The organism is Streptomyces sp. SCA2-17 (assembly GCF_044336695.1).
In genome coordinates, this window is record NZ_CP117521.1 from 5,019,188 (window position 1) to 5,035,594 (window position 16,407).

At 73.4% G+C, this 16,407-nt stretch carries 13 protein-coding genes; 8 read left to right on the forward strand and 5 right to left on the reverse strand.

What is annotated here, in order from left to right; translation table 11 throughout:
- Positions 1–38: 38 nt before the first annotated feature.
- Together PS271_RS22735 and PS271_RS22740 are read right to left on the reverse strand one after the other, a co-directional pair.
- A complete protein-coding gene (locus PS271_RS22735) occupies positions 39–707 on the reverse strand; it encodes a potassium channel family protein (RefSeq protein ID WP_398384162.1) in 669 nt (222 codons plus the stop codon).
- A complete protein-coding gene (locus PS271_RS22740; protein ID WP_120755928.1) occupies positions 707–1,372 on the reverse strand; it encodes a potassium channel family protein in 666 nt (221 codons plus the stop codon). Before PS271_RS22740 ends, PS271_RS22735 begins: the two co-directional genes overlap by 1 nt.
- A 413-nt stretch (positions 1,373–1,785) precedes the next feature.
- On the opposite strand from PS271_RS22740, the gene PS271_RS22745 reads away from it, so the two are divergent.
- Positions 1,786–3,066, forward strand: a complete 1,281-nt coding sequence (locus tag PS271_RS22745) for an IS701 family transposase (RefSeq protein ID WP_398384163.1) — start codon at positions 1,786–1,788, stop codon at positions 3,064–3,066.
- 20 nt (positions 3,067–3,086) lie between these two features.
- Here PS271_RS22745 and PS271_RS22750 read toward each other — a convergent pair whose 3' ends face one another.
- Complete coding sequence (locus tag PS271_RS22750) at positions 3,087–5,060, reverse strand: helix-turn-helix domain-containing protein (protein WP_398384165.1); 1,974 nt, start codon at positions 5,058–5,060, stop codon at positions 3,087–3,089.
- 299 nt (positions 5,061–5,359) lie between these two features.
- Here PS271_RS22750 and PS271_RS22755 point away from each other — a divergent pair, with 299 nt between their 5' ends.
- On the forward strand, positions 5,360–6,079 hold the full coding sequence (locus PS271_RS22755) for a 50S ribosomal protein L11 methyltransferase (protein WP_398384167.1): 720 nt from the start codon (positions 5,360–5,362) through the stop codon (positions 6,077–6,079).
- Between the two features lie 18 nt (positions 6,080–6,097).
- The gene (pabB, locus tag PS271_RS22760) at positions 6,098–8,185 is read left to right on the forward strand and encodes an aminodeoxychorismate synthase component I (protein ID WP_398384169.1); all 2,088 of its coding nucleotides are present in this window, start codon (positions 6,098–6,100) and stop codon (positions 8,183–8,185) included.
- A gap of 208 nt (positions 8,186–8,393) precedes the next feature.
- Here pabB and PS271_RS22765 read toward each other — a convergent pair whose 3' ends face one another.
- Positions 8,394–9,491 (reverse strand): transaldolase family protein, encoded by a 1,098-nt coding sequence (locus PS271_RS22765; RefSeq protein WP_398384170.1) that lies wholly within the window; start codon positions 9,489–9,491, stop codon positions 8,394–8,396.
- Positions 9,492–9,882: 391 nt separating this feature from the next.
- Here PS271_RS22765 and PS271_RS22770 point away from each other — a divergent pair, with 391 nt between their 5' ends.
- The 5 genes from PS271_RS22770 to tal all read left to right on the forward strand — a co-directional run bounded on the left by PS271_RS22770 (position 9,883) and on the right by tal (position 15,498).
- Positions 9,883–11,079 carry a 3-deoxy-7-phosphoheptulonate synthase gene (locus PS271_RS22770; protein WP_398384172.1) on the forward strand — a complete coding sequence of 399 codons (1,197 nt, stop codon included), beginning with the start codon at positions 9,883–9,885 and terminating at the stop codon, positions 11,077–11,079.
- 6 nt (positions 11,080–11,085) lie between these two features.
- On the forward strand, positions 11,086–11,781 hold the full coding sequence (locus tag PS271_RS22775) for an isochorismatase family protein (RefSeq protein ID WP_398384173.1): 696 nt from the start codon (positions 11,086–11,088) through the stop codon (positions 11,779–11,781).
- A complete protein-coding gene (locus PS271_RS22780) occupies positions 11,778–13,694 on the forward strand; it encodes an anthranilate synthase family protein (RefSeq protein WP_398384175.1) in 1,917 nt (638 codons plus the stop codon). Before PS271_RS22775 ends, PS271_RS22780 begins: the two co-directional genes overlap by 4 nt.
- Positions 13,691–14,167 (forward strand): transketolase-like TK C-terminal-containing protein, encoded by a 477-nt coding sequence (locus tag PS271_RS22785; RefSeq protein WP_398384177.1) that lies wholly within the window; start codon positions 13,691–13,693, stop codon positions 14,165–14,167. The genes PS271_RS22780 and PS271_RS22785 overlap by 4 nt, the downstream gene beginning before the upstream one ends.
- A gap of 122 nt (positions 14,168–14,289) precedes the next feature.
- A complete protein-coding gene (tal, locus tag PS271_RS22790) occupies positions 14,290–15,498 on the forward strand; it encodes a transaldolase (protein ID WP_398384178.1) in 1,209 nt (402 codons plus the stop codon).
- Here tal and PS271_RS22795 read toward each other — a convergent pair.
- Positions 15,435–16,088, reverse strand: a complete 654-nt coding sequence (locus PS271_RS22795) for an NADPH-dependent FMN reductase (protein ID WP_398384179.1) — start codon at positions 16,086–16,088, stop codon at positions 15,435–15,437. The two genes, tal and PS271_RS22795, sit on opposite strands and share 64 nt — an antisense overlap.
- Positions 16,089–16,407: the final 319 nt, after the last annotated feature.

Genomic DNA, 16,407 nt, shown 5'->3' on the forward strand with positions numbered 1-16,407 from the left:
CGGCGTCGTCATACGGCGTCGTACGGTACGGCGCGGGGCTAGGCCTCGCGCGTCGCCGACAGCAGGACCTCCAGCTGCTCCTCCCGCGCCGGTGCGGCGACGAACAGCAGCTCGTCGCCGGCCTCCAGCACGTCCTCCCGGCTGGGGGTGAGCACGCGGGTGCCGCGGATGATCGTGACCAGCGAGGTGTCGTCCGGCCACTCCACGTCGCCGACGCGGGTGCCGGCGAGCGCCGACTCGGGCGGCAGCGTCAGCTCGACGAGGTTCGCGTCGCCCTGGCTGAAGCGCATGAGCCGCACCAGGTCGCCGACGCTCACGGCCTCCTCGACCAGCGCGGACATCAGGCGCGGCGTGGACACGGCCACGTCGACGCCCCAGGACTCGTTGAACAGCCACTCGTTCTTGGGGTTGTTGACCCGGGCCACGACCCGGGGCACCCCGTACTCGGTCTTGGCCAGCAGGGAGACGACGAGGTTGACCTTGTCGTCACCCGTGGCGGCGATGACCACGTTGCAGCGCTGGAGCGCCGCCTCGTCCAGCGAGGTGATCTCGCAGGCGTCGGCCAGCAGCCACTCCGCGAGCGGCACCCGCTCGACCGAGATGGCGGTCGGGGCCTTGTCGACGAGCAGCACTTCGTGGCCGTTCTCCAGCAGCTCGCCCGCGATGGAGCGGCCGACGGCACCGGCACCGGCAATGGCGACCCTCATCAGTGCGCCTCCTCGGGGCCGTGCGAGAACGCCGCTTCGACCTTCTCGACCTCGTCGGTGCGCATCATCACGTGCACCAGATCGCCTTCCTGCAACACCGTCGAGGACGTCGGCAGCATCGCCTCACCCAGCCGGGTGAGGAACGCCACCCGCACGCCGGTCTCCTCCTGGAGCTTGCTGATCTTGTGGCCGACCCAGGCCTCGGACGCCGGGACCTCGGCGAGCTGCACGCCGCCGCTCGGGTCGCGCCACAGCGGCTCCGCGCCGGAGGGCAGCAGCCGCCGCAGCATCTGGTCGGCCGTCCAGCGGACGGTCGCCACGGTGGGGATGCCGAGGCGCTGGTAGACCTCGGCGCGCCGCGGGTCGTAGATCCGCGCGGCCACGTTCTCGACGCCGAACATCTCGCGGGCCACCCGGGCCGCGATGATGTTGGAGTTGTCACCGCTGCTGACGGCCGCGAACGCGCCCGCCTCCTCGATGCCCGCCTCGCGCAGGGTGTCCTGGTCGAAGCCGACGCCGGTCACGCGGCGGCCGCCGAACCCGGAGCCCAGGCGGCGGAAGGCCGTCGGGTCCTGGTCGATCACGGCGACCGTGTGACCCTGCTTCTCAAGGGTCTGGGCGAGGGCCGAGCCCACGCGCCCGCAGCCCATGATCACAATGTGCACGACGCTTACCCCACGCTCCGGACTACCGCGCTGACCTGCACCAACAACCTGCTCACGTGTTCCTTCCCGGTTTTTGCGCACCGCGTGACCGAATACCGAATGCTTGCCCGCGGTCCCCGGTGCGGGCTGCCGCGAGGGGCCCGACCGCACCGGTGCACAGGACCACCGTATCCGCAACGCCCCGCGCCGCTCCGACCCCGTCCTCCGAGTGGCCCCCCGCGCCGCCGCCGGAATGGTGGTCCGGGCACACACCGGGGGCCCTCCGGAGCGTCGTGCGGCCCCTCACGGACCCCGGGGTGGTGGTGAGACCACCATCGCGGGGTGCATGCGGGTGGCCTTGACACCTGGGCGCCGGGGGGTGCGCGGCAGGACCGTGGAGAAAGCCACCCAGCTGCCGAGATGGGGGATTGACGATGAGTGGTGTTGCTCTCCACCGGCGGACCGCACGGCCTGCCCGGCCCGCCCGGCCCTCCGTTTCCGCCCCGGCCCGCCCCGGGACTCAGGGCCCCGGATCCCAGGGCCCCGAATCCCAGGACGACGTGCTGGCCGAGCTGTGCGCCGCCCTCTTCGCCTCCCTGCCGCGCAGCGACCAGCGGCGCCGGGGCGAGGCCTACGTGCGCGGCCTGCTGGGCACTCAGGGCCGCAAGTCCATCCGCAACATCGCGGCGCTCATCGGCGGCCAGGCCGCCGAGCAGAGCCTGCACCACTTCATCTCCAGCTCCACCTGGGACTGGATCCCCGTGCGCCGCGCGCTCGCCCACTACCTCACCCGGGTCTCGCCGCCGCACGCGTGGGTCGTGCGCCCCATGGTCATCCCCAAGGCCGGCGACAACTCGGTGGGCGTCGACCGGCGCTTCTGCCCCGCCGTCGGCCAGGTGCTCAACGCGCAGGAGGCCGTCGGCGTCTGGGCCGCCTCCGCCGAGCGCAGCACCCCCGTCAACTGGCGGCTGCACCTGTCCGACGCCTGGCTGCAGGACGGGCTCCGGCGCAGCCAGGCCGCCATCCCCGACTCGGTCCGCCCGGAGACCCTGGGGGAGTGCACGGTCGAGGCGTACGCGGGGATGATGCGCGGCTGGGGGCTGCCGCTGCGCCCCCTGGTGCTGGACGCCCGCGACATGGACGCCCCCGCGGCCCTGCTGCGGCTGCGTGCCTGCGGCGTGCCGGCCATGGCCCGCATCAGCCACTCGCTGCGGCTGACCGTGTCCGGCCAGGCCGCGCCGGGGCGCGGCGCGGAGGCGCTGCCGGCCCACCAGATCCTCGGGGCGGCGCGCGACATGCGGCGCCCGGTGATGTGGCGCGACCACGGCCCGTCGCGGGTCGTGCGGACCTCACTGATCGCGGCCGTCCGCGTGGGGCTGCCGGCGCTGCGCACGGCGGCCGTGCCGGGGCCCGCGCGACGCCGGGAGTTACTCCTGCTGGGCGTGGGGGAGAACGGCCGGAGCTGGCCGGCCGAGCTGTGGCTGACGGACCTGGTCAACGTCCCGCCCGCCGCCCTCGTCCGGCTGGGCAAGCTCCTGGACCGGGTCGACCGGGACTTCACCGAGATCGCCGACGAGGTCGGCATCCGGGACTTCGCGGGCCGCGCGTTCAGCGGCTGGCACCGGCACGTCACGCTGGCCTCCGCCGCCCACGCCGTGGCCGCGCTCACCGGCCGGCCGGAGGAGGAGCGCATGCAGCTCGGCTACGTCTCCTGAGCCTCCTGGGCCCGGCCCGGTTACGTCTCCTGCGCTTCCGGGGGGCCGCCGCCCTCGGCGGGCGCGCCCCGCTCGCCCAGCCGCAGGCTGTGCCGCACCCGGAAGACCCGCAGGGCCAGCTGCACTTCCAGGGCGCGCTCGGGCTGCTGCCACTGCGGCCCCAGCAGCTCACTGATCCGCTCCAGGCGCCGCGCCACCGTATTGGGGTGCACATGAAGCTTCTTGGCCGCGTTCGTCGGGCTGCCGCCCGCCTCGAAGTACGTCTCCAGCGTGCGCGTCAGGTCCGTGAACCGCTGCTGGTCGTAGTCGATCACGGGCCCTATGGCCGAGTCGACGAACCCCTCGACGTCGTGGTTGTCGGAGAGCAGCACCCCGAGGAAGCCCAGCTCGCGCACCGACGCCGACCGGCCGATCACCCCGAGCGACGTCATCGCGTCCAGGCAGCGCAGCGCCTCCTGGAAGGCGTGGTGCACGGAGGCCGGGCCCGCGACCGGTCCGGCGGAGCTCACCGTCACCGGGTGGCCGAGGAGCGGCGACAGCTCGGCGGAGACGGCGCGGCCCGCGCCGCCCGCGTCGCTGCCCGGCAGCAGCAGCACCGCGCAGCCGTTGTGCATGCTCTTGAGCCCGCTGAGCCGGTGCGCGTACGACGACGCCCAGATCGCCGTCTTGCCGCGAGCGTCGCCCTCGGGCCGGGCCACGACCACGACGTGCGGCTTGCTCAGGTCGATGCCGAGCCGCCGCGCGTGCTGTTCGAGCTGGTGGGGCGGGCGCTGCGGGCTGGCCAGCAGGTCGGCGAGGAAGTCGTCGCGGACCTGCCCCTCGGCGATCGCCGTGCGGCTGCTCTCCACCAGCAGTTGCACGGCCATGACCTGCGCGACGAGCCGCAGCAGCCGCTCGTCCTGCACCGCGCCGGGCCGGTCGGGGCGCAGCAGCAGGGTGCCGAGGTTGCTGCCGGTGCCCGCGGAGATCGGCACGGCCCACAGCCCGTCGCCGAGGGCGACGGGCTCGCGCGCGGCATGGGCGTCCATGGCGGCCGGAACGAGCAGCGACTCGGGGTCCGTGCCCTCGTCCCGTACGGGACCGGAGGCGCAGAGGGTCGTGCCGTTGGCGGCGCACACCTGGACGGCGGCGTTCAGCTCGGAGGCCGACGCTCGGGCGAGGGCCTCCAGGTCGCAGTCGCCCAGCACGAGCTGGATGAGCCGGTGCTGGGTGTCGCTGAGCTCCTGCGCGCTGCGCAGCCCGGCCTCGACCCGCGTGGAGTGCTGCTCCAGCTCGGCCACCAGGGCAGTCGTACGGTCCAGCAGCTCGGCCTTCTCTATGGCCACGCCGGCCAGGTCGCCCAGCGAGCTGAGGAGCGCTATCTCGTCCGTGGTGAAGTGCCGGACCTTGCGTTCGGCCACGTACAGCGTGCCGAAGGGGCGCGCGCCGCGGTTCAGCGGGACGGCGAGGACGGCTTGCAGTCCCTCGGCCTTCACCACGTAGTCGATGTCGCCGCTGTGCTGGATGCGCTCGTCGGCGAGGTAGTCGGGGGTCCAGAACGGGGAGGGGTTGGACATGACGGCGGAGCCCAGCCCACTGCCGCCGGGCAGTCTCAGGCCCACGTTGAAGGCGGTGGTGTGGCCGTCGGAGGCGCGTATGGTGACGTACTGTTCCCCCTCGTCGTACATGCCGATGTACGACATGTCGACGGCGAGCAGCAGCCGGGCGCGCCGCAGGATGACCTTCAGGAGCGTGTCGACGTCGTGCGGGGTGGCCAGGTCGCGCGCGGTGTCGATGAGGGCCGACATGCCGGCCTCCCGCTGCTGCTGACGCTCCGTCCAGGTCCGTATGGTCAGTCCGAGCTGCACGGACCGGTCGAGCTGCGCGAGCTCCGCGGCGCTCGCGCCGGAAGCGCGGAGCCGCTGCGCGAGGGCTTCGTATTCCTGGGCCGGCGCCCCGGCGGCCAATAGCTCCAGCACGGCGAATATGCCGTCCTCGGACATGCCTTGCGACACGATGCCCCCCGGGTCCGGTGCGCTCTGCCGCACGGATAGAGCCGCGGCACGGTATGCCGGGAAGCTATGCACACCGGCACGGGCGCGTCAACCGTTGCCGATCAAGGAGGGGGCCGCCGTGCGGCGGGCCCGGCACGGTGGTGTCCGGACCACCGCCGAAACTCGCGGGTGTGTTACTGGATCACCTTCCTCTTTAGCGTCCCTATAGGTGAAGGTTGATGAACACCGGGCCCGCGCCCGGGAGTTGTCGCTGATTCAGGGGGATCGGTATGACGGGGGTACGGGACTACAGGCTCTCTGTGGAGCGCAGCCGCCGGGCGCTCGTGCGGGAGGACCGGCCGGACGTTTTCACGATGTGCGGCCGCGAGTGGGATCTGTTACCGGAGGTGTTTGCTCCGATTTACTCGCCCGCGACGGAAATCACGCTGGATTTCCTGGACCTGACGGAAAAGGCCGCCGAATCCGCCGTGCTCCGCAAGGGATCGCTCCTGGAGATCGGCTGCGGCACCGGCGTCGTGGCCGTGGCGGCCGCGCTGGCGGGCTGCACCCGGGTGACCGCGACCGACATCAATCCCGCGGCAGTGCTGAACACCGAGATGAACGCGGCCCGGCACGGAGTGCCGGACAAGGTGTCCGGCCTGCACAGCGACCTCTTCGAAAGCCTCACCGGCCAGGAGGGGTTCGACACGGTTTTCTGGCACTCGAATTTCGTCCTCGCACCACCGGACTACCGGCCCAGAACCCTGCACGAGAGGGCCTACGTCGACCCCGGCTACGCCGCGCACCGCCGCTTCCTCCAAGAAGCGCCGGACCGGCTCGCCCCGGGCGGCAGGGTCCTGCTGCACTTCAGCACCAGGGGGGACGTGCCCGCCCTGCACCGGATCGCGGACGTGTGCGGCCGCCGGCTGGACGTGGTCCGCCGCACCGCCGTACGGGAAGGGCCGCACGAGGTCGAGCACATGCTGATGGAAGTGACGCCGGCGGCGGAATTCTCCCGCCGCCCGGAAGTCGTCCGATAACGCCGAAACGGGGGAAACGTGCGTACGTTATTAGTCGACAACTACGACTCCTTCACCTATAACCTGTTCCATTACCTGGCCGAAGTCAACGGCCGGGAGCCGGAAGTCGTCACCCACGACGACCCGGCCTGGAAACCGCAGTACCTCGCCGCGTTCGACAACGTCGTCATCTCACCCGGCCCCGGCACTCCGGAACGGGAAGCGGACTTCGGCATCTGCACGGAAATCCTGCGGCACGGCCGCGTCCCCGCGCTCGGCGTCTGCCTGGGGCACCAGGGCATCGCCCTGCTGTACGGGGGCGAAGTCGGCCGGGCCCCGGAGCCGTACCACGGCCGGGTCTCGCCCGTGGTCCACGAGGGCACGGACCTGTTCGAGGGGCTGCCGTCCCCCTTTCCGGCCGTGCGCTACCACTCCCTGGCCGCCCGCAGGCTGCCCGCCGAGCTGGAGGTGACGGCACGGACGCCCGACGGCATCGTCATGGGGCTGCGGCACCGTGAGCGCCCGCTGTGGGGCGTGCAGTTCCACCCGGAGTCGGTCGGAAGCGAGCACGGGCACCGCATTCTGGACAACTTCAGAAGGCTGACGGAACGGCACGGGGGCCGGAACAAGGCGCCACGGCCCACGACGCGCCCGAAGCCGGAAGAGACACCACAGAGGGCCCGCAGCCTACGCGTCATCACCGCCGAGCTGCCGACGAACTGGAACGACGAGGTGGCGTTCGACCGCCTGTTCCGCAGGGGCCCGCACGCGTACTGGCTGGACAGCAGCAGCCGGGACGAGCGGACGGGCAGGTTCTCCATCATGGGGGACGCCTCCGGCCCGCTGGCCCGCACGGCCACCGCCGACGTCCACAGCAGCACGGTGACGGTCCGCTCGCGGCACACCACCGAGGTGGTCACAGGACGCTTTCTGGACTGGCTCGACCGGGACCTGAAGGCAACCCGCACCGAAGTACCGCCCCTGCCTTTCGACTTCGCGCTCGGCTGGGTGGGCTACCTCGGCTACGGACTCAAGGCCGAGTGCGGCGGCGAACGGGGCCACCGCTCGGACGACCCCGACGCCACGATGGTCTTCGCCGACCGGGCGCTCGTCCTCGACCACGAGACCGGCACCACCCACCTCCTCGCCCTCGCCGAGGACGGCAACGAGTCCGGGGCCCGCACCTGGCTCGACACGACGGCCCGCAGGCTCGCGGCGCTCACCGGGATGCGCCCCTTTCCGGCCCGCCGCCCCGATACCCTCGGCGCCCTGGAGCTGCGCCACGACCGCGACGCGTACCTCAGGCTGATCGACACGTGCCAGGAGCAGATCGCGGCGGGGGAGTCGTACGAGATCTGCCTGACCAACATGGCGGAAACAACCGGCACGCTGGACCCCTGGGACGGCTACCGCTTCCTGCGCCGCACCAGCCCGGCCCCCTTCGGCGCCCTGCTGAGCTTCGGCGAACTCTCCGTGCTCAGCACGTCGCCGGAGCGATTCCTGAGGATCGACGCGACAGGCCGTGCGGAATCCAGCCCGATCAAGGGAACGCGCCCGCGCGGAGCGACCCCGCAAGAAGACGCACGGCTGGCGGCGGACCTCGCGACGGACGAGAAGGACCGCGCGGAGAACCTGATGATCGTGGACCTGGTCCGCAACGACCTGGGCCGCTGCGCGCAGATCGGCTCGGTCGAGGCGGAGGACGTCTTCCGCGTGGAGAGCTACGCGAAGGCGCACCAGCTGGTCAGCACCGTACGGGCGAAGCTGCGGGAGGACCACTCCGCGGTGGACTGCGTGCGGGCGGCCTTCCCGCCGGGCTCGATGACGGGAGCGCCCAAGATCCGCACGATGCAGATCATCGACGCCCTGGAAGAGGGCCCGAGGGGCGTGTACTCGGGGGCGATCGGCTACTTCTCCCTCACGGGGGCGGCGGACTTGAGCGTGGTGATCCGCACGGCGGTAGTAACCCGGGACCACGTCCGCTACGGGGTAGGGGGCGCGATCATAGCCCTCTCGAACCCGGAGGAGGAGTACGAGGAAACGGCGGTAAAAGCAGCAGCATTGACCGCCCTGACGGGCAACCCGTTCCCGGACAGAAGGCCGACGAGGCAAGCGGTGAGGATCTAACGCTCCACCGGCGGTCAGTCGACGACGAGACGGGAGGGGCCGGGGCCGCAGGGGCAGGGGTCCGGGACGCTGACGTGTATTTGCGGGCCCGATGCGCATGAGGGTGCAAAAGAAACGCGGGGAACGGGCCCGTAAATATACGGTCCCGGACCCCTGCCCCGGAGGCACCGGCCCCGCACCACAGCGAACCCCGCACGCGCCCGCCCCCTCAGCCCCGCAGCCGCTCACCCACCACCCCCCGCAACGCCCGCCAGGAGGACACCCGGTGCTTCGCGCTATCCGCCTCCAGCGTCTTGCCGACCTCACCGAACGACACCCCGCACCGCTCCAGCCGCGCCACGGCCGCCCGCGCCGCACCGTCCTGCCCGGTCAGCGTGTCGCCCCGCAGCCGCCCCCGCTCCACGACGGCCCCCAGCGCGCCCTCGGACATCGCGCTGACGGTGCCCCAGGCAACCAGGGAGCCGACATACGGAACCCCGGAGCCGACGGCCCACATCAGCCGCTGCGGACGCGCCCCGGCCGCGGCCAGAACCCGCCAGCGCGCACTCCCGAGCCCCTCCTCGTACTGCCGGTAGACGAGCCGGGCCACGGCGAGGGCCGCCGTCCCGCGCAACTCGGGCGCGGCCCCGGCGTCACGCAACCGCCCGTCGACCTCGGCGTCGATCCGGGCCACGGGCAGGGCGGCAACAGAGGGGATGACGGACAGGTCCAGGCCGGCGTCCCGGGCCCGTTCCAGCCCGGCGAACCACACGTCCACGACCTGCTCGTAGCGCTGTACGGAGCAGATCCCGGTGACGTGCACCCCGATGCCCCGGGCGAGGCACTCGCCGGCCGCGACGAGGCCGTCGTCCGTGGCGGGGAGCTTGACCAGGGCGTTGGGCCGGCAGGCGGCCCGGTGGAGGGCGACCGCGGCGTCGGCGAGGGCCCCGGCGCACCCGCCGGGGTACACGACGGGGTCCATGGAGACGTGCCCGTCGAGCCCGTGCGTTGCGGCGAAAACCGGCCGGAGCTCGTCGCAGGCGGTCCGCAGGTCGTACGCGCACAGGGCTTGCACGGCGGTCGTCAGGGGGACGGAGCGGCAGGCGAGCTGGGACAGCTGCTGGGCGTAGGACGTGCCGCCGGAGACCTCGGCGGCGAGCACTCCGGGGTCGGTCGTGGCCCCTCGCGCGCGACCGGCGGCGATGAGCCGGGTCAGCGTGCCGGAGGTGAGGAGTGAGCGGCGGAGGCCGTCGAGCCAGGGGGAGACGCCTTCGGCGAGGAGTTCCCGCAGGACCTCGCCTCCCGACGTCACCGTGCGCTCTCCCATGACAGGGTCGCCCCCTCTCCGGATGGTCCGCGGAAACGCTTAGGGCAGAGGGGACGACAGTAAATCGAAACGGGGGCGGGGCAGAACAGCCCGCGCGTACTCCGTCAACTTGGCAAGAACGGGTACTTGACAGCCACTTGATGGAGTCGGTGGCCATCTGACGGAGTGGCGGAGGGGCCGTTGGCGAAAGGGGCGGAACTCCGGACGATCGAGTCCGCGCAAGGAGAAGAAGGCACCTCACGTCAACCCCCACCCCCAACCCAAACCCCCACCCCCACCCCGCCCCCCCGTCCCCACCCCAGGCCGAAAGGGAGCCGCTCCCTGGAAAACCCGGCACCACGTTGCTTGCTTTGTTCCCAAGAGCAGTCACTTAAGCGTTTTTGGAGAAACCATGACCGACGCTCTGCTCGACGACGTCCAGCACAAGCCCGCCCTCCAGCAGCCGGACTGGGGCGACGTCCCCCAGGTGCGCCGGGTCCGCGAGGAACTCGCCCGCCGCCCGGCGCTGGTCCGCGCCGACGACGTCAGGACGCTGCGCCACCACCTCGCCGAGGTGGCGCGGGGCGCGGCCCAGGTGGTCCAGGCGGGCGACTGCGCGGAGGACCCCGCGGAGTGCACTTCGGGCTACGTGGCCCGTAAAGCCGGCCTGCTGGACGTGCTGGCCGGCGTGATGAAGATGGTGGCGCACAAGCCGGTGATCCGGGCAGGCCGCATGGCGGGCCAGTTCGCGAAGCCGCGTTCCAGCGCGACGGAGTGCGTCGCGGGCGGCCTCGAACTGCCGGTGTACCGCGGCCACATGGTCAACAACCCGGAGCCGCACCCGGAGCGCCGCCGCCCCGACCCGCAGCGCATGCTGTCGGGCTATCTCGCCGCGGGGGAGGCGATGAGGCACCTCGGCTGGCTGGACCCGTCCCGCCGGTCGGGCGTCTGCCCGCCCGTGTGGACGAGCCACGAGGCGCTCCTGCTGGACTACGAACTGCCGATGGTGCGCGCCGGCAAGGGCGACGGCGCCGGTGAGGACGGCCGCCCGCTGCTCACGTCGACGCACTGGCCGTGGATCGGGGAGCGTACGCGGCAGGTGGACGGCGCGCACGTGGCGTTGCTCGCGGCCGTGGCGAACCCGGTGGCGTGCAAGGTCGGCCCGAAGACGACCATGGACGAGCTCCTCGCCCTGTGCGAGCTCCTCGACCCGGACCGGGAGCACGGCCGGCTCACGCTGATAGCGCGCATGGGCGCGGACGTGGTGTCGCAGAAGCTGCCCGCGCTCGTGGCGGCGGTCCGTGAGGCCGGGCACCCCGTGATCTGGCTCAGCGACCCGATGCACGGCAACACGGTCACGGCCCCGGACGGGCTGAAGACGCGGCTGCTGGACACCGTGATCCGCGAGGTCCACGGCTTCCAGTGCTCGGTCAGGACGGCCGGCGGCATCGCGGGCGGCCTGCACCTGGAGACCACGCCGGAGAACGTGACCGAGTGCGTACGCAACGAGGCGGGGCTGGATCACGTGGGCGACAAGTACACGAGCTTCTGCGACCCGCGCCTCAATCCGCAGCAGGCGATCTCGGTCGTCTCGGCATGGGAGGGCTGACCCGTCATGACACGCACCGCAGGAATTCCCCGCATAGAGCCGTACCCGATGCCCACGGCGGGCGATCTCCCGGAGAACACGGCCGGCTGGGCCGCGGACCCGGCCCGCGCCGTACTGCTGGTCCACGACATGCAGCGCTACTTCCTCGGCCCCCTGCCGCAGGGCCTGCGCGACGAGCTCGTCGCCAACGCGGCGCTGCTGCGGGAGACCGCGGCGGCGCTCGGCATCCCCGTGGCCTACACGGCCCAGCCGGGCGGCATGAGCGACGAACAGCGCGGCCTGCTCAAGGACTTCTGGGGCCCGGGCATGCGGGTCGACCCCGCCGACCGGCGGGTCGTCGAGCCGCTCGCGCCGGCCCCCGGGGACTGGGTCTTCACCAAGTGGCGCTACAGCGCCTTCTTCCGCTCGGACCTGCTGGGGCGGATGCGCGCCAACGGCCGCGACCAGCTGATCGTCTGCGGGGTGTACGCGCACGTGGGCGTGCTCATGAGCGCCGTGGACGCGTTCACGAACGACATCCGCCCGTTCCTGGTCGCGGACGCCGTGGCCGACTTCTCGCCCGCGTACCACCGGCTGGCGCTGGAGTACGCGGCGGCGCGGTGCGCGGTCGTGACGACGACGAAGGACCTGCTGGGCCGCTTGCAGGGCACGCGGCCGGGCCGCGGGGCACAGACGCTGACGGTCGAGGGGGCGGCGGTATGAACGACGTGTTCGCCGGCGGTCTGCTGGCCCGGATACTTGCCCCCAACCCACCGGCGTTCGCGCTGCTCCACCGCCCGGAGACCACGGGCCCGGGCGCGGTGGAGCTGCTGCTCGGCGAGATCACCACGCCGGAAACCCTGGGAGCGATCCCCTTGGGCGGTGCACGGGACGGCGCCCCCGCCGCAGGCGGCGGCGGCCCCGCCCCCGCCGACGTCCTGGCGATCATCCCGTACCGCCAGATCGCCGAACGCGGCTTCCGCGGCGCGGACGACGGCGCGCCGCTCCTCGCGATGACCGTCACCCACCAGGCGGTCCTGCCGCTCGCCGAGGTGCTGGCCCGTATCCCCGAGACGCCGATCGCCCTCTCCGGCGGGCACTTCGACATGGACGACGCCACGTACGCGGAGACCGTCCGCCGCGTCGTCGCCGACGAGATCGGGGAGGGCGAGGGCGCGAACTTCGTCATCAAGCGCTCGTTCCTCGCCGGGATCGACGGCTACACGCCCGGCCACGCCCTCACGTTCTTCCGCCGGCTCCTGGAGCGCGAGTCCGGCGCGTACTGGACCTTCGCCGTGCACACGGGAGAGCGCACGTTCGTCGGGGCCACGCCGGAGCGGCACATCAGCGTCCGCGGCGGGACGGCCGTGATGAACCCCATCAGCGGCACGTACCGCTACCCGGCCGCGGGCCCGAGCCTGCCCGAGGTCATGGACTTCCTCGCCGACCGCAAGGAGGCCGACGAGCTGTACATGGTCGTCGACGAGGAGCTGAAGATGATGGCCCGCATCTGCGCGGGCGGCGGCCGCGTGGTCGGCCCGTACCTGAAGGAGATGGCGCGCCTCGCCCACACCGAGTACTTCATCGAGGGCACGACGGACCGCGACCCGCGCGAGATCCTGCGGGAGACGATGTTCGCGCCGACGGTCACCGGCAGCCCGCTGGAGAGCGCGTGCCGGGTCATCGACCGGTACGAGCCCCAGGGCCGCGGCTACTACAGCGGTGTCCTGGCCCTCATCGGCCGCGACGCCCGCGGCGAGCGCACCCTGGACTCGTCCATCCTCATCCGCACGGCCGACATCGACCGTACGGGGCAGGTGCGCATCGGGGTGGGCGCGACGCTCGTGCGCCACTCCGACCCCCTCTCCGAGGTCGCCGAGACGCGCGCCAAGGCGGCCGGGCTGATCTCGGCGCTGGAGTCCGGCGGGGCGGCCCGGTTCGGCGGGCACCCGCGCGTCCGGGCCGCCCTGGAGCAGCGCAACGACACCATCGCCGGCTTCTGGCTCGCCCAGGAGGCGGAGCGGGCGCAGCCGGCGCCCGGGCTGGCCGGGCGGCGCGTCCTCGTCGTGGACGCCGAGGACACCTTCACGTCGATGATCGGCCACCAGCTGCGCGCCATGGGGCTGACGGTGACCGTCCGCCGCTTCGACGAGCCGTACGCGTTCGACGGGCACGACCTCGTGGTGATGGGGCCCGGCCCCGGCGACCCGCGCGACGGCCGCCATCCCAAGATCGCCCACCTGCGGGGGGCCGTCCGCGCGCTCCTGGACGAGCGGCGGCCGTTCCTGGCCGTGTGCCTCAGCCACCAGGTGCTGTCCCTGGCCCTCGGCCTCGAACTCGTCCGGCGGGACGTCCCCAACCAGGGTGTCCAGCGCGAGATCGACCTGTTCGGCGCGCGGGAACGCGTCGGCTTCTACAACACCTTCGCCGCCCGCAGCGGGCGCGACAGCGTGGACGTCGACGGGGTCGGCAGGGTGGACGTGAGCCGCGATGCGCACACGGGTGAGGTGCACGCCCTGCGGGGGCCGCACTTCGCCTCCATGCAGTTCCACGCGGAGTCGGTCCTCACACAAGGGGGGCCGCGCATCGTAGGGACGTTGCTCGCCGCGCTGGCCCCGGAGGTACCTGTCGCATGAACTCTGTCTCCGAAGCTCCTGCTTCGCCCCTGGCTCCGGCGGGTGACGGCCCCGCGCGCGGCGGCTACATCCTCGCCGAGGCCCTGGACGCCGACCCGGGCGCCGCGGCCCCCGACGTCGTCCTCGTCGCCTCCGGCGGCGAGGTCCCGGCGGCCCTGGACGCCCGCCGCATCCTGCAACGCGAGGGCATCGCCACCCGCGTGGTGTCGATGCCGTGCGCGGCATGGTTCCGGCAGCAGAGCCGCGCCTACCGCGACACGGTCCTGCCTCCCGGCGCGCCCGCCACCGTCTCGGTGGGCGCGGGCGCGGAGGTGGGCCGGTACGAACTCCTGGGCGGGACCGCCGAGCACGACCGGGACCTGCTCAACCACGCCGGCCTCACCCCGGAACGGGTAGCGGCCACGGCCCGCGCCACGCTGGCCCGCGGGCCGGGGTCGGGGTCGGGCCGCGCGGGGGGACGGTGGCGAGGGTGAACCGCGGCCCGGAGGCCGGTTCTACGGGGCCGGCGCGCAACCCGAGTGCCGGCAACCGGCGTGGCCGGGGCGCCGGGGCCGGGCTCACCGGCCCCGCCGGCCCCGCGGTGCCGGCCGGGCCCATGGGGCCCACAGGACCCACCGGGCGGGCGCCCGCCCCGGGCGCGGCCGACGTACCGGGGCGCGGGCCGGCGCAAGCCGGTGCCGTTTCCCGCCGTTGGGGCGCGGCCGGGATCTCCGTCTGGCTCGACGGGCTCAGCCGGCAGCGGCTCGCCGGAGGCGGCATCGCCGCCCTGGCCCGGCAGGGCCGCATCGCCGGAGTCACCTCCGACCCGGCCTTCCTCGCCGGGTCGTTGACCGGCGGCGGCCCCTACTACGCCGGTCAGCTCGGCGACCTCGCCGAGCGCGGCGTCCCCGCCGAGCGCGCCCTGAAGGCCCTCGCGGTCCACGACATCCGCTGGGCCTGCGACATCCTGCGGCCCGTGCACGAGGCGACCGCAGGCGTCGACGGACTCGTGTCCGTCACCCTCGACCCGCGGCTCGCCCACGACGCCGGGGCGACCCTCGCCGAGGCCCGCGCGCTGTGGCGCGCCGTCGACCGCCGCAACGCCATGCTCGGCATCCCGGCCACGGCCGCCGGCCTCACGGCCCTCAGCGCGTGCCTCGCCGAGGGCATCAACGTCAACGCGACGCTCGTCCTGTCCGCGGCGCGCCACCGCCAGGTCGCGGACGCCTACGCGGAAGGCCTGGAGCGGGCCCGCGCCACGGGCCGGCACCTCGCCTCCCTCGCGTCGGTCGCCTCGTTCCCCGTCAGCCGCATCGACACCGCCGCCGACGCCCTCCTCGACCGCGAGGGCACCCTGGAGGCCCGGGCCGTGCGGGGCGCCGTCGCCGTCGCGGCGGCCCGGCACGTACACGAGCAGTACGAGCGGATGCTCGGCGAACCGCGGTGGCACGCCCTGGCGGCCCGCGGCGCCCGCCCCCAGCGGCTGCTGTGGACCGCGACCGCCGTTCCGGACGCCGGGGCCTCCGGGTTGCTGCCCACGCGGTACGCGGCGCCGCTACTGACCCGGGGCACGGTCACGGCGGTGACGGAGGAGACGCTGGAGGCGCTGGAAGCCGAGAAGGAGGCACCGGCCGGTGCCCCCGCCACGTACGCCGCCGCCCGGCACCTGCTCGGGCACCTCCAGTGGTTCGGCATCGACCACGGCGAACTGGCCCTCCGCCTGGAGACCGAGGCGCTCAAGGAGCTCAACGACGCCTGGCATCAGCTCCTGGACAGGGTGACCCTGGCCCTCGACCAGGGCCCGGCGGCCGGCGCCGGCGCCTGAGCCTGAGCCGAGCGGAGCACCGACCGCCGCTGCTCCGCGATGATGGCCACCGCCTCGAACGTGGCGTCCACCAGCTCCCGCAGCGCCGCGACCGTCTCGGGCTCGGTCATCTCGCCGGCCCCGTCGAGCCGCTGGTGCGCTGCGCGGATGGCCACGGGCGGGTGCTCGACGGTGATCGCCTCGCAGCTGTCCAGAAGGTCCAGCAGGGCCGGCTGGGCGTCGATGCCGCCGCGGCCGCCCGGCGAGGCGCTCAGGACGGCGGCGACCCGCCCGGCGAGCGGGCTCGCCCCTTCCGGGCGGGAGAGCCAGTCAAGGGCGTTCTTCAGCACGCCGGGCACGGCGCCGTTGTAGCAGGGCGTACTGATCACCAGGGCGTCGGCGTCCGCGACGAGGGCGCGGGCGACGGCCACGGCCGGGGTCGTCCCCGCGGAGTCGACGTCACCGTTGTAGAACGGCAGCCGGCCGATGGGCAGGAAGACCGCCGAGGCGGCCGGACGGGTCTGCGCGATGATGCGGCGGACGGCCCTGAGCGCCGCGGAGTTCACCGACGCGGCGCGCAGGCTGCCTGAGATCAGTACCACCTTGGTCATGTGTCGGTCCCCGCTTCTCCGTCGGAGGTCCCGGTACGGGGCGGGGGCTGCGGCGAACGGCGCCGCCCCGGCCCTCCCGGACGGTCCGAGGGTAGATCCGCCCCTCGCGTACGTGCCCCGGGCGGCGGGCCGTTGTGTCAGGTACCCGGCTGGACCTGACGAAGCGCCCGGCGGGCTGACGGACTGCGGGGCGGGGCGTGGCCACGCGGACGCGGAACGGCGCAGTCTGGAACAGCGCCGGGCGGCCGGGACGCTCGCAGGTTCCTTCCGCCGCAACGGCGATCCACCACGAACACCGCTGACCGGCGGTGCCGTACGG

What these genes read in the sequence shown, in the direction of transcription:
- PS271_RS22780 (WP_398384175.1), top strand. Translation starts at nt 11,778, where the DNA reads ATGAACGACGTGTTCGCCGGCGGTCTGCTGGCCCGGATACTTGCCCCC.
- PS271_RS22775 (WP_398384173.1), top strand. Translation starts at nt 11,086, where the DNA reads ATGACACGCACCGCAGGAATTCCCCGCATAGAGCCGTACCCGATGCCC.
- PS271_RS22770 (WP_398384172.1), top strand. Translation starts at nt 9,883, where the DNA reads ATGACCGACGCTCTGCTCGACGACGTCCAGCACAAGCCCGCCCTCCAG.
- tal (WP_398384178.1), top strand. Translation starts at nt 14,290, where the DNA reads ATGGGGCCCACAGGACCCACCGGGCGGGCGCCCGCCCCGGGCGCGGCC.
- PS271_RS22745 (WP_398384163.1), top strand. Translation starts at nt 1,786, where the DNA reads ATGAGTGGTGTTGCTCTCCACCGGCGGACCGCACGGCCTGCCCGGCCC.
- PS271_RS22795 (WP_398384179.1), bottom strand. Translation starts at nt 16,088, where the DNA reads ATGACCAAGGTGGTACTGATCTCAGGCAGCCTGCGCGCCGCGTCGGTG.
- PS271_RS22765 (WP_398384170.1), bottom strand. Translation starts at nt 9,491, where the DNA reads ATGGGAGAGCGCACGGTGACGTCGGGAGGCGAGGTCCTGCGGGAACTC.
- PS271_RS22735 (WP_398384162.1), bottom strand. Translation starts at nt 707, where the DNA reads ATGAGGGTCGCCATTGCCGGTGCCGGTGCCGTCGGCCGCTCCATCGCG.
- PS271_RS22785 (WP_398384177.1), top strand. Translation starts at nt 13,691, where the DNA reads ATGAACTCTGTCTCCGAAGCTCCTGCTTCGCCCCTGGCTCCGGCGGGT.